The sequence below is a fragment of the Paenibacillus sp. FSL H3-0333 genome, assembly GCF_038002805.1.
Lineage (GTDB): Bacteria > Bacillota > Bacilli > Paenibacillales > Paenibacillaceae > Paenibacillus_AQ > Paenibacillus_AQ silagei.
The window spans coordinates 6130447-6153906 of the sequence record NZ_JBBODG010000001.1 but is presented as its reverse complement, the minus strand read 5'-3'; the positions used below and the strand labels follow the sequence as shown (position 1 = coordinate 6153906).

The 23460-nt window shown below is 42.6% G+C and carries 16 protein-coding genes and 1 riboswitch; of the genes, 15 read left to right on the top strand and 1 reads right to left on the bottom strand.

Features of this window, described 5'->3' with window-relative positions:
* Positions 1 to 56 precede the first annotated feature (56 nt).
* The 8 genes from MHH78_RS27145 to MHH78_RS27110 all read left to right on the top strand — a co-directional run bounded on the left by MHH78_RS27145 (position 57) and on the right by MHH78_RS27110 (position 11815).
* A complete protein-coding gene (locus MHH78_RS27145) occupies positions 57 to 4658 on the top strand; it encodes a hypothetical protein (RefSeq protein ID WP_341169449.1) in 4602 nt (1533 codons plus the stop codon).
* 52 nt (positions 4659 to 4710) lie between these two features.
* Positions 4711 to 7956: a phage head spike fiber domain-containing protein gene (locus tag MHH78_RS27140; RefSeq protein ID WP_341169448.1), complete on the top strand. Its 3246-nt coding sequence runs from the start codon at positions 4711 to 4713 to the stop codon at positions 7954 to 7956.
* Positions 7957 to 7977: 21 nt separating this feature from the next.
* A complete protein-coding gene (locus MHH78_RS27135) occupies positions 7978 to 8805 on the top strand; it encodes a pyocin knob domain-containing protein (RefSeq protein ID WP_341169447.1) in 828 nt (275 codons plus the stop codon).
* An 18-nt stretch (positions 8806 to 8823) separates the two neighbouring features.
* Positions 8824 to 9408, top strand: coding sequence for a hypothetical protein (locus MHH78_RS27130; protein ID WP_341169446.1), 585 nt, complete (start codon positions 8824 to 8826; stop codon positions 9406 to 9408).
* A 28-nt stretch (positions 9409 to 9436) separates the two neighbouring features.
* On the top strand, positions 9437 to 9577 hold the full coding sequence (locus MHH78_RS27125) for a hypothetical protein (RefSeq protein WP_341169445.1): 141 nt from the start codon (positions 9437 to 9439) through the stop codon (positions 9575 to 9577).
* 119 nt (positions 9578 to 9696) lie between these two features.
* Complete coding sequence (locus MHH78_RS27120) at positions 9697 to 10155, top strand: phage holin family protein (RefSeq protein WP_341169444.1); 459 nt, start codon at positions 9697 to 9699, stop codon at positions 10153 to 10155.
* Positions 10156 to 10242: 87 nt separating this feature from the next.
* Positions 10243 to 11103 carry a peptidoglycan recognition protein family protein gene (locus tag MHH78_RS27115; protein ID WP_341169443.1) on the top strand — a complete coding sequence of 287 codons (861 nt, stop codon included), beginning with the start codon at positions 10243 to 10245 and terminating at the stop codon, positions 11101 to 11103.
* Positions 11104 to 11431: 328 nt separating this feature from the next.
* Complete coding sequence (locus MHH78_RS27110) at positions 11432 to 11815, top strand: type II toxin-antitoxin system PemK/MazF family toxin (protein WP_341169442.1); 384 nt, start codon at positions 11432 to 11434, stop codon at positions 11813 to 11815.
* A gap of 204 nt (positions 11816 to 12019) precedes the next feature.
* On the opposite strand, the gene MHH78_RS27105 is transcribed toward MHH78_RS27110, so the two are convergent.
* A complete protein-coding gene (locus tag MHH78_RS27105; RefSeq protein WP_341169441.1) occupies positions 12020 to 12472 on the bottom strand; it encodes a hypothetical protein in 453 nt (150 codons plus the stop codon).
* Positions 12473 to 12766: 294 nt separating this feature from the next.
* Between MHH78_RS27105 and MHH78_RS27100 the strand changes: the two genes are divergently transcribed.
* The 7 genes from MHH78_RS27100 (at position 12767) to MHH78_RS27070 (ending at position 23242) form a co-directional block, all read left to right on the top strand.
* A complete protein-coding gene (locus tag MHH78_RS27100) occupies positions 12767 to 13129 on the top strand; it encodes a hypothetical protein (RefSeq protein ID WP_341169440.1) in 363 nt (120 codons plus the stop codon).
* Complete coding sequence (locus MHH78_RS27095; RefSeq protein ID WP_341169439.1) at positions 13119 to 13985, top strand: antA/AntB antirepressor family protein; 867 nt, start codon at positions 13119 to 13121, stop codon at positions 13983 to 13985. The genes MHH78_RS27100 and MHH78_RS27095 overlap by 11 nt, the downstream gene beginning before the upstream one ends.
* Positions 13985 to 14251 carry a helix-turn-helix domain-containing protein gene (locus MHH78_RS27090; RefSeq protein WP_341169438.1) on the top strand — a complete coding sequence of 89 codons (267 nt, stop codon included), beginning with the start codon at positions 13985 to 13987 and terminating at the stop codon, positions 14249 to 14251. The genes MHH78_RS27095 and MHH78_RS27090 overlap by 1 nt, the downstream gene beginning before the upstream one ends.
* A gap of 206 nt (positions 14252 to 14457) precedes the next feature.
* A riboswitch (SAM riboswitch) is annotated at positions 14458 to 14589 on the top strand.
* A gap of 116 nt (positions 14590 to 14705) precedes the next feature.
* Positions 14706 to 15623, top strand: a complete 918-nt coding sequence (metA, locus tag MHH78_RS27085; RefSeq protein ID WP_341169437.1) for a homoserine O-acetyltransferase MetA — start codon at positions 14706 to 14708, stop codon at positions 15621 to 15623.
* A gap of 48 nt (positions 15624 to 15671) precedes the next feature.
* Positions 15672 to 16838: an aminotransferase class I/II-fold pyridoxal phosphate-dependent enzyme gene (locus MHH78_RS27080; RefSeq protein WP_076079764.1), complete on the top strand. Its 1167-nt coding sequence runs from the start codon at positions 15672 to 15674 to the stop codon at positions 16836 to 16838.
* Between the two features lie 230 nt (positions 16839 to 17068).
* Positions 17069 to 18205: a cyclic dehypoxanthinyl futalosine synthase gene (gene mqnC, locus MHH78_RS27075; RefSeq protein WP_076079765.1), complete on the top strand. Its 1137-nt coding sequence runs from the start codon at positions 17069 to 17071 to the stop codon at positions 18203 to 18205.
* Positions 18206 to 18853: 648 nt separating this feature from the next.
* On the top strand, positions 18854 to 23242 hold the full coding sequence (locus MHH78_RS27070) for a bifunctional 2',3'-cyclic-nucleotide 2'-phosphodiesterase/3'-nucleotidase (RefSeq protein ID WP_341169436.1): 4389 nt from the start codon (positions 18854 to 18856) through the stop codon (positions 23240 to 23242).
* Positions 23243 to 23460 lie beyond the last annotated feature (218 nt).

Here is a 23460-nt window from a genome sequence, read left to right as displayed (position 1 = left end):
TATAAAGAGAAGTCCTTAATTTGAGGGCTTCTTTTTTATGGAACGGAGGAACACACTTGTCAGTAATGGATAATGATTATGGATGGATTACTCAAAAAAGAAAAGGGACAATAGATGATCCATTTGTCAGTATAAGTGAACAGATTACTGTAATTAATGGAAAAGCTGTTTTGAGAGAGATTCCGGATGAGTATTCTTCCATGTCCATTTCAAACGGAACAAAAACATTTTTCATTAAGAAATTTAAGAAAAAAACTTCTATTCCAGATGTAGATAATGTTGTTGTCGATTTCAACTCTAATTGGGCTTATTTTGATGCACAGTATAACAACAAACAGTTTACTGCTAACTATCAAGGAACAGGTAAAGTATTTATTCATGACAAAATGATTGCAACAACTGTAGCTGAAGATGGAACAGTATTAGAGACTCTGGATAAGGTAGTAAGCAATACAACAACTAAAGTGGATGCTAAACTTGCAATTGCGGATACAAAAATAACAGCTATGAATACAGCAACCACAGCGGCAACCAATGCTACAGCAGCAGCAAATTCAGCCACTACGAATGCTAATAATGCAGCTACGGCGGCAAACACTGCAAAAACCAATGCTGATAGCGCAGCCGCTAGTGTAAACTCAGCAAAAGATGGAGCAAATACAGCGGCTCAAGTAGCTAATAATGCTGCGAGTGCAGCAAATACTGCTAAAACAAACGCTGATAATGCTACTTCAGCTGCTAACACGGCTGCAACAGCAGCAAATACAGCTAAAACAAATGCGGATATAGCAACTATAGCGGCCAACACTGCTAAAAGCAACGCAGACTCAGCCGCAGCGAATGCAAATAGTAAAGCTACGTATGCTCAGACTCAAGGAGATTATGCTAAAGCTTCAGGTGATGCCTTAGTTCATAAAGGAACTTATAATGCCTCTACAGCATACATTCCTAAAAACATTGTTTACTATAATGGTTCAACATTTATGTGTATGGCAAATACAACCGGTAATGTGCCTACCAATACTATATACTGGCAGAAAATTACTAATATGCTGTGGAAGGGGATCTATTCTTCATCGGTAACATATAATTTTGGTGATGTAGTATCAGATTCTATAAACCAAAATGTATACATGTGTATATTGGATAATACTCTTAATAAACCACTAACAACTACCACGAACTGGAGCCTTCTAGTAAGCGTTTCTTCTGCAATAGCAAGTGCTAATACTGCAACCTCTGATGCAAACAGTGCAACAAGCGCAGCAAATAGTGCAGCAATAAACGCTGACAATAAAGCTTCATTAGCGGTGACTGCTACAACTAATGCCAATATTGCAACAACTGCTGCTAATAATGCTAAAGATGCTACAAATACAGCGACTGCTTTAGCAAGTACTGCAACAACAAATGCTAATACAGCAACGGCTAACGCTAATACGGCTAGAGATGCAGCAACTACAGCAGCCACAAACGCTAATACACAAGCGACATTTGCACAGACACAAGGTAGCTATGCTAAAGATGTAGGAGATTCATTGGTTCATAGAGGAGACTATAGTGCAACTTTATCGTATTTGATTAGAAATATAGTTTACTATAATGGTTGTACATTTATGTGTATTTTAAATACGACTGCTGGTATTCTGCCAACCAACGCAACATATTGGAAAAAGATAACAGCTTTCAATTGGAAGGGTACATATAACACTTCTACAACTTATCAATATGGTGACTTTGTTATTGATTCGGCCAGTCAGAAAATGTATCTCTGTATCAAGGATGCAACACTTAATGTTGCTTTAACTGTTGGAGCGAACTGGACTCCTATTTTAGATATTTCATCCATTGTGACTGCGGCAAATATGGCAACAACTAATGCTAACACTGCTACAAACGCAGCGAATACAGCTAAGACCAACGCAGACACGGCTACAGGATTGGCAAATACGGCAACAACAAATGCGAACAATGCAGCTACTGCAGCTAATAAAGCAAAGGCTAATGCAGATACTGCCACAACTAATGCTAACACTCAAGCAGATTATGCTAAAACTCAAGGGGATTACGCTCAAGCACAAGCTGATGCTGCAAGTGTGGCTACTGGATTAGCAGATACTGCCACAACAAATGCTAATAATGCCGCGAGTGTAGCCAACACTGCTAAAACTAATGCAGATATAGCTTCAACTAACGCCACGAATGCGGCAAGCAGTGCCAATTCAGCAGCGAATGCAGCCAACACTGCTAAAACAAATGCTGATACAGCTACAGGATTGGCAAATATAGCAACCACTAACGCGAATAACGCAACAACAAATGCGAATGCCTTGGTGTCTAGAACAACTGCAAAAGGTACATACAACTCTTCAACAACCTACTATCCGAACAACATTGTGACATACAATGGTTCAAGTTACATATGTACAGTACAAGCATTAAATAAAATCCCAACAGATACCGGATATTGGCAAATGATTGCCTTAAAAGGTAACGATGGCGCTGGTTCGGTAGTAGGTATCACTTCAACAGGTTCGGATATCGTTGTTGCTGGGACAGTACAGAATCCTGATTTAGCAGTAAATTCAAGCCTTAAATCGCTTTGGAATGACAAGTATACTAAAGCAGAAGTGGACTCGAAAATTAATCAAGCCACAGCCAATATCCAATGGAAGCCTTCCGTAGCATCCTATGCTAACATTGCCATAGCGTATCCCTCGCCACAAGATGGATGGACAGTGAACGTCAACGACACTGACTATACATATCGATATACGGGTTCTCAATGGATTGCAATTTCTGCAAACTCTATTCCTAATGCTTCTGCATCGGCTGACGGTAAAATGAGTATCACCGATTACAATAAACTACAGGGGATCACAGTCCAAGCCACTAAAGTTGTTAACTCTGCCACAAACGGAAATATAACAATTAACGGTGTGGAAAATGTTGTTTATTCTCACCCAACAGGAGCAGGTAATAATCATATTCCTTCAGGTGGGGCTTCGGGTAATTATCTAAAATATAATGCTAATGGAGTTGCTTCATGGTCTACTCCTGATTTGGCTGGGTTATCAGACACAACAATTACTACACCATCAAATGGACAATATCTTGGTCATGATGGAACGAAATGGGTGAATTCCACCCTTCCAGTTGCGACATCTTCTGTAAGTGGTCTAATGAATGCTAGTGATAAAGCAAAGTTGGATTCGATCACCTCTGGAGCAAATAATTACTCTCATCCTAATGGAGATGGTAACTTGCATGTTCCAGCCAACGGAACTACAAGTAATGGTAAATTCCTTGAAGCTACTGCTTCAGCTGGTGTTTATCAATGGGCGAATATTACAGCTAGTGATGTGACACAAGATTCTTCAAACCGTTTTGTCACTGATGCTGAAAAACTTAGTTTTCGTCAAGGAAGATCAGGAAGAACAGTTACATTTACTGTGAATGGAGATGCTGATAAATATTATCCGGTTTTAATATCTGGAGCAGGAAGCTATGCTTTTAGCGAATACAGTATTACTCGTGGTTATGGCGATATCGCTCCTAGTACGTGGAATACTGCAACTCATAAAGGCGGTTTAACTCTCACCTTCCGCTGGTCAGGAGATATTGGATGGGGTGGAAATGATAAATCAATTAGAATAATACAGTTTAACGAAACTTATTCTACAATGGTAGCTGGAATGAATTTAACTACTAGCGGATTAATTGTATGGCTTCGTGGTGGGACAGCATCATACAAATTGCAAACTGAGAGCGGTATGTCCGCAACAGCTACAGTATACTTATCAGGGTATACAGCATCTGACAACACAGTATATCCGGTCCGAACTAATACTAGTTCTGTAGCTGATGAAATTAACTCAAGGTTTCCTATTCGTGGCACAGGATCGTTGTTCGTTGGAACAAATCTTGTATGGCATTATGGCAACATGGGACAAGGATCAGGAATGAACGCGGATATGGTAGATGGATTCCATTTGAATCAAGATGTTAGAGATTCTGCGACTCCAGAGTTCAATGGAATTAAAAGCTACAACAGATATGCTTTTATTTCAAAAATGAACGGCTATAAGACATGGACTCTTCACCACCCAGACGGAGATGCATTTGTAGTCGCTCCATCTACAACTTCAAATGGTTCTGATTGGGATTGGGGGAGCTCATTCACATTCCAGCCAGATGGAAGATTTGATACAAATACCTTGAAAATAAAAGCGGAAGATGGACAGGCACCTATTGAAGTTACTTCAAAGGATTTAGTAGCAAATTTAAATGCGGACATGGTAGATGGTTATCATTTAAATCAAGATTTAAGAACAACAGCAAGTCCTAAATTTGCAGGAATAGACACTGGAACTTCCTTTATTGGTGGAGCATCTGGGAATGCAACGCTTAGAATTACTGGTTCTGCTAACGGAGCATATCTTCAAGGTTCTAACTCAGCTAGAACGGCAAGTGCTCCATTATGGCTTACTGGTTTAAATGGCGCGGCAGGAGAAATAAGAACATTCAACAATGTTTTAGATGATGGTACTGGTAATACAACGATTTCCAAGCAAATTACATCACCAATATTTAAATCTGGAAACTATTCGATTCAATATAATGCATTAGAAGACAGCTTAGATTTCGTATATGGATAATTGAGAGGGGCATAAGATCCCTCCGATTAGATTTAAAATAGGAGGGGAAACAGTGGCAGTAGTAGGTAGATTGAAAAAAAGTGATTTGTTGGTAGTTGGTTCATTAAATGAAAGAACTCCAAGTATAAGAAGCGGACTTGTTAAGAGCTTTTTATTTGATAATAGCTATCTTGGTAGACAAAATAGAAATTTACTTGATACGAATCAGTGGAAATTAGGGACAAATGGTACTCAAGGGAACTTTTCGTTGAATGGTAACGCTTCTGTTGATATTAACACAATAATCATGTATGAAAACCCTTGGGGATTTAAAGAGCCTACTTGGGCATCTTTGAGTAACGACCCTGCAAGTGATGGCGATGGTGGATGGAATGTATATAATAAAACAATTGATCCAACAAAAAAGTATAGATTAAGTGTATGGGTTAAAAGAGAAAATGTTGGCAATGGGACAATTTACTTTGGTTGTCAAGGGAACGTTGTTAGCAATCTCGGTTCTACAACTGCAAACGCTAATCCTTACTTTACAAATTTCGGGCCAGGATTTACAGCGGCAAATGAAAACTATGTTTTAATGGTTGGATATATTTATCCTCATAATTACACTGGTTCTGCAGATTTAACTTCAGGTGTATATAATACCTCTGGAACAAGATTAGCAGGAATGAATGAATTTAAGTGGATGCCTAATGCAACAGTTGGAGGCCATAGAACATACTTATTCTATTCTACATCGACAACTGAGAGAGTATATTGGGTTAGACCAAGAATGGAAGTCTGTGATGGCACAGAATCAACTATTGAGGACTTATTGTTGGGGATTGATGACAATGCATATATTGGAAGTCAGTCCAATACAACACTTCTTTTAAATGGGAGTGGAGTAGCTATTGAAGAAGGAACAACAAATCTCGTAACTAACTCTGATTTAATTGACTCAAATTCTGATGGTTTAGCTGACGCGTTTTCTGTTTCTGCTGGAGGAAATGGCGATTCAGCAAGAATATTTAAGAATTCTGTGAAACCAGGTATAAATACAAACGGAAATATTCAACGTGTTGAAGTAGTTGCTACAGGAACTACAGATTCAAGTTATATAGTTCAAGTTATTGATGGAATCGTAGCTGGAAATACGTATACGTTTTCTTCTTATGTTAGAGTTGGTATAGCAAGTTCAGGTTGTTTGCAAATTCGTTGGAGAGATGCTTCTGGAAATACTATTGGTACAGATATTTCAAGTAAATATGTTACAAATGCAAATGAGTTCGAAAGACTTACATTGACAGCCGTCGCACCTGCAAATGCCACACGTGTAAACTTTTTTATACGAGGATTCGGAAACGCTATTGGAACTTGGTTGGAAATGGAAGGGGTTCAATTAGAGCAAAAAATATTTGCAAGTTCATATGTTAGTGGTAAAAGAAGTGCAGAAGCGTCTATGACAGTACCACTTGATTTAGGAAGCGAATTCACTATTGCAATAAAAATAAAACCTCAAGCTAGTTGGGGGAGATTGTTAACAACATCAATAGGAAAAAGAATATTTAATGTGAGAGACAAAAATAGCCAATTGTCATTCTCTTTTGAAGACTATAAAACAAATACGGCTTTAGGAACTTCATCTCAACCATGGATAGGATTTGATAGTTTTGTAACATCAGCTCAAGCTTCATGGTGGCATTGGCATGTAGCGGGAGTAGATTTTTTAGCAGGATATGATTGTTGGGTGGTTATTACAAAAAATGGTCCAACATGGAAAACATATCATTTTAGCAATAGTAAACCGTTGGTTAGCACAATTAATACGTCTATAAATGCTTCGCTGGTTAATTTTTCACCTGATTTGATAATATTCAATCCAGCTTTTAGCGCTGTGTACAGTAATCTAAGTGTATACAATAAGGCATTAACAGATAGGGAAATAGACTCTTTAGTTAATAATAAATTTAATATAAGAGCTGATGGTTCAATCTATGCTCTTAAACTTGATGAAAAACCATATTTTCCAAATGGTTCTATTTATTTTCCTTTAAAAGATGATGCGTTAAGTATTGATAAAAATATAAGTGCTTCAGAATTTAATCTCGAATCAATCGATGGGAATGGAGCATGGGTTGGAACACCTGCTGTTAATGTTGTGAATAATCCCACAACTGGATCAATTCCTGGATATTCTCCAGGTTGGGATGCTTCTTTACATCCAAGTGCAATATCCGTTTATGGTTGGTCACAAGGTTATAATGGCGGTGTACCTTCTCCTACAATTGGGTATCATGGTCAATGGGTTTATGAAGGGATTAATAACGATCCATGTATGAAGTTTATTGATCAAAATGAATCTTATGGGAATCCACATAGATGGTTAGGTATAAATAGATCAATTGGAACTCCTAATGCATTAGGTTGGTCAGTTGGAACCGTAGTAACGATTTCTTGGTATCAAAAAACAAATGTACTTGGTAAAGGCGCTCAAGTTGGGTTATATCATAAGCAAGTTAATAGTGGTGCCTATGGATTTGAAGCAGCTATTGGATATTATTCTGTAAACAAAATTGATACTTGGGAAAGAGTTTTTTTTACATACACAATCACAAGCAATTGGGATCTAACATCAGATGTCTCAATATACATATATGGTCATGCTGGTGCAGTAGGGATACTATGGGCTGACAGTGTTCAAGTAGAAGCAAAACCTTATATATCTCCTTTTGTAAATGGTACAAGATCAGCTACATCATTAGAGTTTAATCTTTACAGAGATTATGGGTTGAAATGGAATAATGATTGGTCTATTGTCTATTGGAAAAAGCCCATGGGAACTCATACAGATAGTTTGGCTGGATATAATATTGAAAGCATTGGCTGCAATAGTAATACTGTTGGGGGTAATTATTTATTTTGGGGTAAAGACATAAATGCAAATGCAATAAATTCCTCGACTCCTAGTACCATTGATCCCAATGTTTACTTTAATAACTTCCATATGATTTCTCTTGTAAAGAATGGTAGTGAGCTAACAATTAAACAAAGGGTGGGGGCAAATGTACATGTACGAACTGTAAACGTTGCATCTATAAAGACTGAGAATGCTTATTTAACTCAGTATGGATACGATTTAAAACTTGGAGGTTGGGATAACGGAAATTCTTGTGGAACATTTTATAAGGATCTAATTGTAGCCCAAAAGGCTTTTACAGAAGATGAACTCAATAATACCTATAAAAATGTAGTTAAACAAAATAAAAATAAATTAATTATACAGGGAAACTTCAAAGAGAATATTGCTTTTAAATTATAAATATTAAAAGGAGTGTAAATAATGGCTGAATTATCTGGAGGAAGTACCGTAAATGGATATCCAGTGGTAGGTAAAAAAGCTAATGATAACTATATCCCTAAATTAAATGGTAATACGGTTGTAAATTCGAATCTTTATGATGATGGGACAGTAGTAAAGGTTTCTAGTCCAATTAATTCAATAGTTGCCACGGGCACAGCACCTCTGCAGGTTACTTCTACTACAGTAGTATCAAATTTAAATGCTGATATGGTTGATGGGTATCACGCCTCTGCTGCGAGTTCACCTGGTACGCTTGTCGTGCAGGATTCAAACCAAGATATTACGGTTCGCCGGTATATCTCCACAGTGACAACCGGCACAGCGCCGTTAACGGTGGCAAGCACGACAGTGGTCACGAACCTGAATGCCGACATGGTAGACGGCTATCATTTGGACCAAGATGTGAGAAAAACAAGTAACGTTACTTTCAACACTGTAAACGCCGCTGCAATGGCTTCCGGCGGTCGGGACGTTTTGACCAGGGCGGCGCTATTGCCCGAGGGAACGAATTTGAACAATCTCATAGTGGAAGGTGAATACTATTGCCCGGCTAACTCAAGTGCGGGAACAATGGGGAATGTGCCAACAGCACAGGCGTTCCACATGAAGGTTTCGAGACATGCCGGGGTAAACCAAACGTTTACGGTGTTTTATGCAGCCGGTTCAGCGCCGGAAATTTGGACAAGAAACATGTATGAATACGCTTGGTCAAGCTGGCAGAGGATTTACCACAGCGGTAACATAATCAAGTCAACGGCCGGACCTTCTGGCGGGAACGATGGGGACATTTGGCTTCAATACTCATGATGAAGAAGGGGGAAAAAGATGCCTTTTAATATAAACGTGGGCGGCACATGGAAGACCGCCAAACCTTCCGTGAACGTGGGGGGAGCATGGAAGCCTGTGTCCAGTGCTTATGTGAATGTGGGCGGAACATGGAGGAAGTTCTACAATTCTGTTTTTCACGTGGTTCCGGGTGCCCGGTACGGAAGTGATTCATCTTACTACGCGCAATCTGACCACGTGGCATTGCTGGCGAATAACCCGAATGTTGGGGGGGGCGAAAGCGGTGCGGTTACAGCGGTCCCGGTTGATTTAACCGGAAAGTCACAGGTGACTTTTGATTATGGCTTGGAGGGTTCAAGCGACATACAAAGTGACGCCATATTCATTGTATCCACAGACCAGTGGGGCGGAGGCGGAACGTACAATTACCGTACATATACCGGAGCCAGAACGGCTCGGGCAACAAGGAGCGTCAACGTCACCGGTGCATCCGGCCTGTATTATATCCGGGCACATGCTTCTGTCAATGGCGGGGTTATGCTATGGAAGCGAGTCCGGTTGTACCGCATTTTGGTAGACGGCGTGGAATTGTGGAACGGCAGCATCCCGGGTTCCATCGGCTAATTTATTTTAAGGAGAGGGATGTGGGAGAATGAAGACCACAGGGAATTTAGGACTTAAGAAGCCGGATCGTACTGACTTTGTTAATATCAACGATTTAAACGGAAATATGGATAATTTGGATGCGTATGCTAAAAAAATACAGCTGAACGAGCTTACGCAATCACAGTAGACGTCGTATAATAGGTGTTTTTATTTTGCCTTAAACTTGTATTTAGGGAAGTTTTATTACCATTAAAGATAGAGAGGATTTATCTTCCTCTCTTATTATTTTGATTTGGAGAGTGTAATGTGAATGATTTTAATTTAAAACTATTAGCCAATAGGGACTACACCTTTCTTTATGCGGCTTCAGGAATTGGTGGCACAATAGTATCTTATGCATTTGGAGGTTGGAGTGGCTTGTTGGAAATCTTATTACTGGCGTTTGTTGTTGATTATCTGTCAGGTTGTGCTGCAAGTGTGAAAACAGGTAAAGGTCTCAAAAGTAGTGTTGGATTCTGGGGATTAATTAAAAAGGGACTTATGCTCTTAATGGTGTTTATGGGGCATAGAATTGATCTCGCACTTGGCATGAATATTGTTATGAACGGAAGTATTTTCTTTTGGTTAGCAAACGAGGGTGTTTCAATAATTGAAAACTATGGAAGACTTGATTTGAAGATTCCGCCTGTATTTTCAAAAGTGTTCACTATATTCCAGGAGAGAGCTACAGTTCAAGAAGATAAAAGAGAACAGCAAAAAGACTAGGTTTAAAGTATCACCCTGCTTGAGTATCCACCGTAATCTCGTCTCAGGTAAATTATAGCATAACAATGTGTTGGAGGAGAAGATGTAATGTCATTCAAAATGAAATATGAGATAACAAAGAAATATTTAACTTCTAAAACAAAACGTAGATCGGGAACTAAAATGCCAACGGTTAAATTTATTGTTGCCCATGATACAGGAAATAAAGGATCGACAGCTTTAAATAATGTTACCTACTATGAGAATTCAAACAATTCAGAATCAGCCTCTGCTCACCTCTTCGTTGATGACAAATTTATTTATGAATGTATTCCTGCACTTACTGGAACTCCAGAAAAGGCATGGCATGTTCTCTACAATAAAACTAAAGATAATGAACTGTATGGTTGTGATGCAAATGACGCTGCTATTGGTGTCGAATATTGCTATGGTTCAAAAATAAATTCTGCTGAAGCCTATAAGAGATACGTTTGGGTAATGGCATGCATATGTTATAAGTTTAATCTTGATCCTAAAAAATCAATCACAGCTCATTTCATTCTAGACCCTGAACGTAAATCTGACCCTAAATCTGGACTTGCTGATAGTGGTCGTACATATGAACAACTGCTAAAGGATATTGTTCTGGAGTATGAGGATTGTACCAAAGTTGAAACACCTGCTCCTGCTGTTGTTGATACTTTAACCAAAGTAATCTTTACAGTAGATAACAAGGCTTTTGATGGATTCATGAGAAATGGTTCTAACTATGTGCCTGCCTCTGCTCTCAAGGAAAAGTTGGGGGATGAATTGAGTTGGAACAATGTCACCAAAGAACTGAAAGTAAACGGTATTCTAGCCAATACAATATTTAAGGATAATATTAATTACGTTTCAGCTCAATTTGTTATCTCTTTGGGACATAAGGTAGCTCCTGATACAGCCAATAAGAAGTTGTATATAAGTTAAAGAATTAGGAGGAGTAGCGAACACATGATATGTGTACCTTTAATGGTACTTTGAAAGTTGATGGAAAATAGTTTTATAAAGATATGGATAGCATTAGTTCGCATTTGGGAGTTAAACAGAGAATTCAAGAGATGGATTTGTAAAAAGACTTAATTTAGAGAAAGAGTACACGCCTATGGATACATTCAATATTAAAATATATTGATTGCGTTCATGGGCATTTTTTTTCAATTATAAAATAAAAATAACTATATATTGATTTATTTAAGGTATGGTGTATAATAGTCATAAGAACAAAATTACATATAAAACCAAGGAGAGTGAGATTATGACACTGATTTTAAATAGAGATGGGGCGATTCATGACAAAATAGTCCGAAAAAATGAAGTTTGGTTGGCAGATCTTGGCCCCCAAAAAGGTTCTAAACAAGGTGGAGTACGCCCTGTACTTATTACGACTAATAACATTGGTTGTTCGAAATCGTCAATTATTCAAGTTGCTCCAATTACAGGTAGTACCACCAAGCGAAAAATGCCTACCCATGTGCTTATAACTGCGGAAGACAATGGCTTTTTGAAGGACAGCACTATTATGTTTGAACAGTTATTCCCATTGGATAAAGAAGCAGACTTAAAATACAAACTGTTTGATTTACCCGATAAGTATAACCACGAATTATTTAGTGCATATATTGCTGCCTACGGTAAATGAATAAAAATAACTATAATAATTAAATTTTTTATATCGGTTGAGCGGTTAGCAAATACTAAAACATGTTGTTTCTATACAATCCAGAATTAGTAGATAAGAGTGTTAACTGGTATATGAAAAGCTTTTAAAGTATTAATTTAAGTCGATAAAAGGTAAGTTTTATCAAGAAAAGAATAGGAGCGTACTAAATACGCCCCACATAAATCACACCGATATTGTTTTTAATTCGAGATTAGTAAAGCCTAAATTTTTGAATCCAATAGCTAGCAAATCTATTTTGTCTTGTTTAATGTAACTCGGAATGGCTAATACAATAATTGCCTTGTGGGGAATTTTGTTTAAGACACGAAATTGAGAGATTGAATGAGCTTGTAGGAGGCTGTAAATTGTTTCAACTTCAATGAACGTTTTACCGGAACTATCATGAATTTCTAAGTCTGGTACAACAAATCCGATTTTCTCTGGGTTACCTCTGTTCATCCAATTGATGTGTGCAGCTATAACGTATTTATCAGCATCATGATTAATGATTGCAATTTTTTCGATAGCCCTATCATGGTCACTTTGATTCGTAATATTACGTTTTTTAGGTAAAGAAGGTAGCAATATCGGAGCATAAAGTGGGTTCTGACTTACTGGTAGATTCGACTTCAACATTCTTGTACACCTACCCATAATTATTATTGTTGTTAGCAAACAAACTTACTGAGTGCTAATATTCTTATAATACCACTTTAATCCAATACGTACAAGTTAAATTGGAACATATAGTATCGAAAATTTTTTGTTGACACTATATATGGGATTGAGAGTGCGGATGGTATATATGTGCGGACTGACTCCCCAATCTTGGGGAATGAAATCTGACTATACAATTTTGCGTAGCCCAACGCCTAAGTTGGCGGCTGTAAAATGATGATAAAAGACTAATTTCATCAGAAAGGAAAATACATGAATATAGAATTTGAAACTGAGGAAGAAGAGTTGGCTTTTATAAAATATGCGACAAGCACAGAGAAGACCGATAGCACATCATTTGAAAATCTTAGAAAGAAACTGAATAATCACAAACGAGCGAAAATGGGAGGAGGTGATTTAGAAAATGAAAAAGCAACACTGGAACACGCAATGAACTTCTACGCTGAAGGGTATGAGGTTGTGCTTAAATTTATCTGGGAGTACGGGCAAGATGAGGCATTGCAGAAGTATCTGTTTGAGAGAACTGGAGCAAGTTCAGAACGAGTGATAGGCAAGGATACATATACTGTTATTGTTGATGATTTTAAAGTGCGAAGTAAGATTGTTGGATTATAAACTAAAAATAATAAAGGGGAATGATGTTATCAAAAAATTTAAACTCGAAAACGGAAATAAGGTCAAGATTTTTGAGAAAAAGGATCTCAAAAATAAGCTTGGCTTCAGTGCAGATGAAATAAAAATTGTGATGAGATACCAAAAAGATTTCCCTGAATTACTTCAAGAACATACTGATAATGATTATATCATTAACGCTAGGGTATTGTGGGAACGTTTAGAAAACCCGTACAATCAGTATACTCACTGGATGGAACGTAAGGTTTTTAAGAAGAGTTATGTAGAAAATATTGATTATATCAGTATAGGAAAAAAAACCTACATTGAGAACACGAACATTACTAGAAATCAAATTGATACATTTTTTACTGTTGATGCAGCCAAACATATAGCTATGTCAGAAAATTCTGAAAAAGGTAGAGAAGTTCGCTCTTACTTCATCCTTATGGAACGAGCAATGCGTGATATGGAAAAATGGATTATGGTGCGTAATCCTGAAAAGGAAGGATACAATCAACTCATGGATGCCGTAAAGAGTAATTACATGCTTACTCACAGCGGCAAGGAGCCTCATTTCGGAGTCTACAGCAATGAAGGTGACATGATCAATGTTTGTTTGCTTGGAGCCAGAGCAAAGGAAATTAGAGCATTATTAGAGGTCAAAGATAATCAGACTAGAGACAATCTCACGACTCAAATTAACAAAGCAATTTATGAATTGCAGATTATGGATATTGGGTTGTTAATGGGACAGTTGGATTTTAGCCAAAGAAAAGCAACATTGCTTAAGATGTGTAAGAATAAATATAGCCATATTTATCTACAGTCTAATAAGTTGTTGAGTGAGGCTGTATGATGAGTGAAGTGAAGATGGAGCATAGTACAGAAAGTACAGAAAGTGCAAATACATATGAACAAGAATTAGAGCTGATTCTAGAAAAATCAATGAAAGAATATCCTCCATTATTGTCAGTTAAAGATGTTCAATCCATTTTACAATTAGGCGAAAACAATACATATAAGTTGGTTAAGTCTGGAGAATTTAAACTTTTTCAAATTGGAAAGCACTTGAGAATAGCCAAAGCTGAACTAATTTTGTATCTTGTCAAAATGAATAAATGATGTATAATCTATAGCATGTTACTCAATGATAACACATTGAGAATGTGCTGTTTTTTATTAATTTAAAGTCACAAGAAAGTCACGAAACTTTAAAAAACAAGCTAAAATCAATTAAAACTGAATAAGCACAATTGTTCCCATGAAGTCGAAAAAACCTTGATACTATAGGGTTCTTTAACACTTATTAAGAACAATTGAAAAGTTTTTTCTTATCAAGAGCAGGTGGAGGGACTAGCCCGATGAAACCCGGCAACCGGCGTGTGAACGCACGGTGCTAATTCTTGCGGAAGCTTTGCAGGGCGTTATTCGTCCGGCGGAAGTTCTCTGGCAGATGAGAGAGGCGCATATGACTGCATGATATGACCTTTCTCGCCCGGGAAAGGTCTTTTTTCGCTACCCTGCCTCAGGTTGAACCACCAAGTGGAACCCCATTTCAGTTAAGGAGTGAACAGCAATGCCTATCAAAATTCCCGACAGCCTGCCGGCCAAAGAAGTGTTATCCGGTGAGAATATTTTTGTAATGGATGAAAGCCAGGCCTTCCATCAGGATATCCGTCCTCTGCGGATCGCCATCCTGAATCTGATGCCTACCAAAGAAACTACTGAGACCCAGCTGCTGCGCCTTATCGGGAATTCCCCGCTTCAGGTGGATGTTGTTCTGCTTCATCCCAGCTCCCATACGTCGAAGAATACTTCGGCTGAGCATTTGAAGAGCTTTTACAAAACCTTTGATGAGATCAGCCACCGCCGGTTCGACGGCTTGATTGTAACAGGCGCTCCCGTAGAACAGCTGGAGTTCGAGGATGTGAACTACTGGGAGGAGCTGAAAGTGATTTTTGAGTGGAGCAAGCAGAATGTAACCTCGACCATGCACATCTGTTGGGCGGCACAGGCAGGACTGTACCATCACTTCGGCGTGCGCAAGGTGAGTCTGCCGGACAAATGCTTCGGAGTGTTTCCGCATACAATGAGCCAAAATAATGTCAAGCTGCTGCGCGGCTTCGATGAAGTGTTCCATGTTCCGCATTCCCGCCATACCGACGTCTCCCGTGAAGATATTGAGCAGAACCCGGAGCTGCAGATTCTGGCAGAATCCGAGGAAGCCGGGGTGTACCTGGTGGCTACGCATGACGGGAAGCAGATTTTTGTCACCGGACATTCGGAATATGATCCCTTCTCGCTGAAATGGGAGTATGACCGGGATATCGCCAAGGGGATGGTGGTTGCCCTGCCGAAGCACTATTATCCCAAGGATGATCCGACGCGTACTCCGCCGGCAGTCTGGCGCGCCCATGCCAACTTATTATTCGCTAATTGGCTCAATTACTATGTATACCAGGAGACTCCTTACGATATCGGGGCATTTATCTGAGAGGTTGACTTATTCTTAATAGAAGTAATTAATCAGGAGGCAATGGAGATGGATGAGAAACTGAGAATTGAGAGCAGACTGGCACAGATTGGTTCGATGGAGGACCCCGCCACCGGGGCCATTAATTACCCGATTTATCATGCGACGGCTTTCCGTCACCCTAGACTTGGGCAGAGTACAGGCTTCGACTACATTCGCACCAAAAATCCTACCCGCTCTGTCCTCGAAGAAGCGGCAGCGGCCCTGGAATCCGGGGATGCCGGCTTCGCCTGCGCTTCCGGTATGGCTGCACTGACTACGGTGTTCACCTTGTTTGGACAAGGGGACCATCTCATTGTATCGCTGGACTTGTACGGCGGTACTTACCGGCTGCTGGAACGGATTCTCTCTAAATACGGCATCAGCGCCTCCTATGTAGATACGAATGATCTGGATGGACTTGAAGCGGCCCGCCAGCCGGGCACGAAGGCTGTATTCATTGAGACGCCGACCAACCCGCTGATGATGATAACGGATGTCGAAGCCGTATGTACCTGGGCCCGCCGTCACGGGCTGCTCACGATTGTAGACAATACGCTGCTGACTCCGTTCTTCCAGCGCCCGCTGGAGCTTGGAGCAGATATCGTGGTTCACAGTGCGACTAAGTACCTGGGCGGGCATAACGATGTGCTGGCGGGTCTGATCGTGACCAAGGGCGCAGAATTGTCGGCTGAAATGGCCGTCCTGCATAACTCTCTGGGAGCGGTTCTCGCGCCGAATGACAGCTACCAGCTGATGAAGGGTATGAAGACCCTCGCGCTGCGCATGGAGCGGCATGAGAGCAACGCTCTGGCTATTGCCCGTTATCTGCAGGAGCATCCGGCGATTGCCGAGGTCTTCCACCCGGGCCTGCCGGATCATCCGGGCTATGCCATCCAGAACCGCCAGTCCTCCGGCAACACCGGAATCTTCTCCTTCAAGGTAAAAGAGGCGGGCTATGTGGAGCCGCTGCTCCGCCATATCCGGCTGATCGCCTTCGCCGAGAGTCTGGGCGGTGTTGAATCGCTGATGACCTATCCGGCGATACAGACTCACGCCGATATTCCGGCTGAAATCCGCGATGCTGTAGGCGTGGATGACCGGCTGCTGCGCTTCTCTGTCGGCATAGAGCATGTAGATGATCTGATCGCTGATCTGGGACAGGCTCTGGAGGCCGCCCGGAGCGAGCTGGAATAAGGCGATGCGCCGCCGGACCTGCCTGGCATGCGAGATTCGCAGAACGTACAAGCAGCAGTGCCATCGGGCGCTGCTGTTTAATTTTGTATGGGACAAGGGAAATTATCCGTCCTGTGCAGCGAAACATTTTTCAAGAACAGCCGATTGTGATACGATGGGTGAACGGACTATTTTTATTTCAAATTGTATTTATCTCATAGACTTCATAGATGAAGAGGAGGCCGTCAACAGTGAGTGCAGTCGATCTTATACTGGATAAGGCACTGAAGGGTGAACGTCTTCAGTTGGAAGATACGGTCACATTGTTCGAGAGCAATGAAATTGAGAAAATGGGCGCTGCCGCAGATATTATTATGAAGCGCTGGCACCCGGAGCCGGTGACGACATTCGTCATCGGCCGCAACATTAACTACACCAATGTATGTGATGTCTATTGCCGATTCTGCGCCTTCTACCGCAGACCCGGTTCGGAGGAAGGCTATGTGCTTCCCGATGAGACGATCTACCAGAAGATTGCCGAGACCATGAGCGTAAACGGAACCGAGATTCTGATGCAGGGCGGTACGAATCCCAATCTGCCGTTCAGCTATTATACGGATATTCTGCGCGGCATCAAGCAGCGGTTCCCGGAGATTACCATGCATTCCTTCTCACCAGCTGAGATTATGAAAATGGTTGAGGTCTCCGGCCTGCCGCTGGAACAGGTCATGCGTGAGATTCATGCTGCGGGCCTCGATTCCCTGCCCGGCGGAGGCGCAGAGATTCTCGATGACCGTACCCGCCGCAAGATCAGCCGGCTCAAGGGCTCCTGGCGCGAGTGGATGGACGTCATGCAGACCGCACACCGGATCGGCATGAATACAACAGCCACGATGGTGATCGGTCTTGGCGAGAGTATGGAAGAACGGGCGCTGCATCTGCTGCGTGTCCGTGAAGCCCAGGACGAATGTATTGCGAACAAATATGATTCCGAAGGCTTCCTGGCGTTCATCTCCTGGACCTTCCAGCCGGATAATACGAACCTGAAGCTGGACCGCCAGACCCCGGAGGAATACCTGAAGACCGTAGCCATCAGCCGCCTGGTGCTGGACAATATCAAGAACTTTCAGTCCTCGTGGGTAACGATGGGTCCTGAAGTAGGCAAGCTCTCCCTGCAATACGGCTGCAATGACTTCGGCAGCACGATGATTGAGGAGAACGTAGTCTCCTCGGCGGGCGCCACCTACAAGGTCAACATCGAGTCGATTACCCAGCTCATCCGCGAAGCGGGCAAGATCCCGGCGCAGCGCAACACGCGTTATGACATCCTGCGGACGTTCGAGGATGCGAATGCCAAGATTGATAATGATTTTGTGATGCAGAACTAGAATATAGCTATACACCAACAGATCAATAACGGGGCTGTGCTACATATAAGTAGCGCAGCCCCGTTATGTTTTTTGGAAACTATTATTTCCTCTTTGAATGATTCGTACAGTGACTTGGTTGCTGAATGTGGCTGAAGGATCGCCGGGAGGCGCAGGAGTGTTTTGATTTTACGAGTTAAAAGGCTAAAACTACGCGAAAACCGAATAGCAATCGTTACAGCGTCATGTAGCCAATGTATATGAAAAACAGCATACATTGTGTTCACTCGCAGGCATATGGCCGAATGTATGTGGAAAACAACATATATTGTGCTCGCTCACAGGCATATTACCCGAATGCATACGAAAAACAGCATACATTGTGCTCGCACGCAGGCGCTTAACCCGAATGTATGTGAAAAACAGCATATACAGCATATATTGTGTGGGCGTTCCAGGTAATTCCAATGCATTGGATTTTAGTTTTTTTTGTCATAGAGTTGTAAAAATTAATCGTTATATTTTACAAAAAACGCTGAAATAATGTGAGATTTTACACAATAATTTATAAGAGTTAATGGAATTTGATAGATTCATAGGGAAGGCTATGATACAATTTTTCGGACAGTGGTAGAATAATATAGCAATCACAGGGAGGAAATTAGATTTATGGGAGAGAGAAGATGGAACAAGCCGATAGCTTCTTTATTGGCTACCACAGTTCTGGCAGCACAGATGCTGGGCGGAGTATTCAATGTTCCTGTGCTGGCGGCAGGAAAGGCTGAGGCTTCTCCGGTGATTAATCCGGGAACCATTAATTTACGCTTGATGAGCACCACTGATGTTCATACGAACGTATATGGATGGGACTATTTCAAGGGTGCCGCCTCCGCGACTGTAGGTCTGGACCGTACTTCAACCTTAGTAAAGACTGCACGCAGTGAAGCAGAGGGCGAGTACAACCTTTTGCTGGATAATGGCGATTTAATTCAAGGAACACCGCTGGGAACGTATATGGCCCAAGTGTCTGATTTCAGGGAAAGTGAAGACCAGATTCATCCGATCATTGCAGCTATGAATCTCATGGGTTATGATGCAGCAACCTTCGGCAATCATGAATTCAATTATGGTTTGGATTATCTGGACCGGACCGTTAAAGGCAATGTAAACAGCGCAACTTATAAGGAGTCTACGGGAGCGAAGTTCCCTTATGTGAATGCAAATATTTATAATGTGTCCGATAATAATAATACATTTGAACCTTATAAAATCATCGATAAAGAAGTAAAAGACAGCAACGGCAACACCGTTACTATCAAAGTCGGCCTCCTGGGTCTGGTTACTCCGCAGATCATGGAGTGGGACAAGGTGAACCTGGAGCAAAAGGTTATTGCCAAAGATATTGTGGAAACGGCGAAGAAGTTTGTTCCTGAAATGAAGACGGCTGGTGCGGACGTTATCGTCGCCATGACTCATTCCGGGTTCGACGCTGCTGCCGCAGAAGGAACTGGAGCAGAGAATGTTATTAACCTGCTGAGCAAGGTACCTGGCATCGATGCCATTACTTTCTCGCATACCCACAAGGTATTCCCGACGAACGGCGTTGACAGCGCGCTGGATGCTTCCTTCAAAGATCCGTCCACCAAGAAACCTTACAATAATGATGTAGCTAAGGTAGATAACGTTAATGGCCACATCAATGGGACTCCGGCAGTACAAGCGGGCTATGGCGGAGGTTACCTGGGCCTTATCGATCTGAAAATCGCCCAGAACAGCAGCGGCAAATGGGCAGTAGACAAAGCAGCTTCGAAGGCTTCTACGCGTTCTATTGCTGGCGCTGCCGTTGACACCGCTATCGATGATCTTGCCGGAGCGGCACATCAAGCTACGATTGATTACGTGAATCAGCCGCTTGGTGTAACTTCTGCGCCGATGAACAGCTATTTTGCTATGGTACAGGATGATCCGACAGTCCAGATCGTAACCTATGCCCAGCAGCAGTATGTATCTAACTTGATTCATACGAACGAGAATCTGGCCGGCTACAGAAACCTGCCGATCCTGAGCGTTGGTGCACCGTTCAAGGCTGGACGCAACGGCCCTGAGGAGTATACAGATATCAAGAAGGGCGACCTTACAATAGCCAGTGCAAGCGATTTGTATCTGTATGACAACACGCTGAAGGCGATTGTGGTTAAAGGTTCGACCGTCAAAGAATGGGTAGAGATGAGCGCAGGAGCGTTCAACCGCATCAAGCCATCCATCTCTACACCGCAATCTCTGTTAAATTCAGCATTTGCTGTGTACAATTTCGATGTGATTGACGGCATCCAATATACGCTTGATGTCACCCGCAATGCCAAGTACAAGCCCGATGGGAGCATCAACGATAAATCCTCCAGCCGGGTAACCTCCATCACCTATGGCGACAAGCCACTGGACCTGGATCAGGAATTCGTGGTCGTTACCAACAACTACCGTGCAAGCGGCGGGGGTAACTTCCCGGGTGTCAAAGAAGCGAAAATGATCATTGATTCCCAGATGGAGAACCGCCAGGTGCTGATGGATTATATCAGTGCTGCGGGAACCGTTGATCCTACCGCAGACAACAACTGGTCGATTGATCCTATCCATGGAAATGTCACTGTAACGTTCCCGTCTTCACCTAGAGCAGCAGCAGTCGCTCCTGCCAACATTACAGCTACGGGTACTACAGATGTCAGAGGCTTTGAGATCTACAACCTTGACTTGAAAAAATCCGCTCCAACCCCAACGGGAGATGTTGAAGTTCATCTGCTGGGCATTAATGACTTCCACGGCCAACTGGACACTACCTCGGTGGTGAACGGGGAAGCTGTAGGCACAGCGGCTACACTTGCTGCTTATTTGAAGGAAGCCCGTGCCAAATATGAGTATTCACTGTTATTCCACAACGGCGACTCTGTGGGCGCCTCCGCTCCGGTATCTTCGCTGGAACGCGACAAGCCTACGATGGAATGGATGAACCTCATGAAGTTCGACGTCGGCACCCTGGGGAACCATGAGTTTGACCAAGGTGTTGAGGCTATGAAGGCTCAAATCTATGGCGGTAAGGATCCTAAGAATGATAAAGTCGACCATAATGGCGCAGATTTCGATTATATCAATGCCAACGCAGTAGACAGCACTACTGGTAAACCTATTATTACCCCTTATGTTGTAAAAGAAGTTGGCGGCGTGAAAATCGGCTTCATCGGAGTTGTGACCAAAGCAACGCCAAGCAAAGTATCGCCAGCCGGTACAGCCGGTGTGAAATTCCTGAGTGCCGAGGAAGAGGTCGCGGCGATTGAGAAATATGCGGCCGAGCTGAATGCTCAAGGCGTCAAGACGATCGTGGTCCTTGCTCATGATCCGGCAACAACCAAGACTGATCCGGTGACCAAAAAGAATGTATCTACCGGCGAAGCTGTAGATCTGGCTAATGCGCTTCCTGCCAATTCCCCGGTTGATGTGATCGTAGCCGGAGACAATCATGGCTATGCTAATGATACGGTGAATGGTAAGCTGATCGTTCAGGCTTACTCTTACGGAACGGCTTTTGAAGACATCAAGCTGGTGATTGACGGAGCTACAGGTACAGTGAAGAGTAAAACAGCTACTGTAACGAACACGGTTCAGAGTAAAATCGCACCGGATGCCGAAACTAAGGCATTGGTGGACTACTATTTGAATCTTCACCCTGAGCTGACTCAGCCTGTAGGAACTACTGACGGTACAATTACCCGTACAGATGCCTACACTAAGGAATCAGCATTGGGTAACCTGATTGCAGATGCGATGCGTCATGCTATCTTCAAAGAGGGCGAGAAAGATCCTGCTGATTTCGCCTTCATGAACCCGGGCGGTATCCGTGCGGATCTTCCGAAAGGCAATGTAGCGTTCGGAGATCTGGCGAAGATCCAGCCGTTCGGCAACACGCTGGTGAAGCTGACCCTGACTGGTCAACAGATCAAGACCCTGCTGCAGCAGCAATGGGCGGTTAAGGCTGACGGCACCGCAGACACGAAGACCCTGCAAATCTCAGGTCTGAAATATACAGCGAACATGTATCTGCCGGTTGCAGAGCGTGTGGCTAACCTGACTAAGGCTGACGGAACACCTATTGAAATGTCGAAGAGCTACACGGCTGTAGTCAATAACTTCATGGCTGCGGGCGGCGACAACTATAAGGTATTAACTGAGGCAAGCTCCTCGCTGGCCGGACCGATTGACCTGGATGTATTCTATGAATACATTAGGGACACATTCAACGGCGGGGCGATCACTGCTGCCATTGAAGGCCGGATAACTAATGTGGAGAAAGACCCTGGAACAGCTACTCCAAGTCCTAGCTCTAATCCTGGTACTGGATATAACCCTGGACCGGTTGTAACAGCAACGCCTAAGCCGACAGCTGCGCCATCGGCTACGCCGGCAGCTTCTGCTACACCAGCTCCTGTGGCTACACCGGCACCTACAGCAACTCCTGCTGTAGCCTTCAAGGATCTGGGCAAGGTAGCCTGGGCCGCAGATGCCATTAATGCACTGGCAGCCAAAGGCATTATCAAAGGGATGGACAGCACGAACTTTGCGCCTACCAAAAGTGTGACCCGCGCAGAATTCGTAACCATGCTGGTTCGTTCACTTGATTTGAGCAATTCGGCTTCACCTGTGACATTCAGCGATGTGAAGCAGGGAGTCTGGTACTCCGATACGATTGCTGCAGCTGTCAATGCAGGTCTTGTAAAAGGCTCCGGCAACGGTAAATTCGAGCCGGGCCGTGAGATTACCCGTGAGGAAATGGCGATTATGATCGCGAATGCCCTCAAAGGTCAGCTGCAGCCGGTAGACGCTGCAACGTTGAACAAATTCACGGATAAGGCAAAGATTGCCCCTTACGCCCAGCAGGCAGTGGCACAGCTGACTCAGATTGGTATCGTCAACGGTGTGGATGCTAAGCAGTTCGCACCGAAGAGTATGGCTAACCGTGCCCAGGCTGCGGTGATCATCTTCCGTATGCTGGAGAACAAAGCTTCATAAGTTGAAGTTTCATCATGTGATCATGAAAAGATAATCAATTAGAGGAAGGCCCGTGCTGAAATAGCATGGGCCCTTTTCTGGCCTGAGGACGGGCAGCCGTTTTGCGCTTGACGGAAGATAAGCTGAGATTTATAATTGCCTTAATTCATGTTATCAGCGTTGACGAAGATATGAACCACTTGCTTTGGACCGTTTCAGAGAGAGGAAGCCTCAGGCTG

Excerpts from the sequence above, each read along its gene's own strand:
- MHH78_RS27080 (WP_076079764.1), top strand. The coding sequence starts at position 15,672 with ATGGATGAGAAACTGAGAATTGAGAGCAGACTGGCACAGATTGGTTCG.
- MHH78_RS27115 (WP_341169443.1), top strand. The coding sequence starts at position 10,243 with ATGTCATTCAAAATGAAATATGAGATAACAAAGAAATATTTAACTTCT.
- MHH78_RS27105 (WP_341169441.1), bottom strand. The coding sequence starts at position 12,472 with ATGTTGAAGTCGAATCTACCAGTAAGTCAGAACCCACTTTATGCTCCG.
- MHH78_RS27125 (WP_341169445.1), top strand. The coding sequence starts at position 9,437 with ATGAAGACCACAGGGAATTTAGGACTTAAGAAGCCGGATCGTACTGAC.
- MHH78_RS27110 (WP_341169442.1), top strand. The coding sequence starts at position 11,432 with ATGACACTGATTTTAAATAGAGATGGGGCGATTCATGACAAAATAGTC.
- MHH78_RS27090 (WP_341169438.1), top strand. The coding sequence starts at position 13,985 with ATGAGTGAAGTGAAGATGGAGCATAGTACAGAAAGTACAGAAAGTGCA.
- MHH78_RS27100 (WP_341169440.1), top strand. The coding sequence starts at position 12,767 with ATGAATATAGAATTTGAAACTGAGGAAGAAGAGTTGGCTTTTATAAAA.
- MHH78_RS27070 (WP_341169436.1), top strand. The coding sequence starts at position 18,854 with ATGGGAGAGAGAAGATGGAACAAGCCGATAGCTTCTTTATTGGCTACC.
- MHH78_RS27130 (WP_341169446.1), top strand. The coding sequence starts at position 8,824 with ATGCCTTTTAATATAAACGTGGGCGGCACATGGAAGACCGCCAAACCT.
- metA (WP_341169437.1), top strand. The coding sequence starts at position 14,706 with ATGCCTATCAAAATTCCCGACAGCCTGCCGGCCAAAGAAGTGTTATCC.
- MHH78_RS27135 (WP_341169447.1), top strand. The coding sequence starts at position 7,978 with ATGGCTGAATTATCTGGAGGAAGTACCGTAAATGGATATCCAGTGGTA.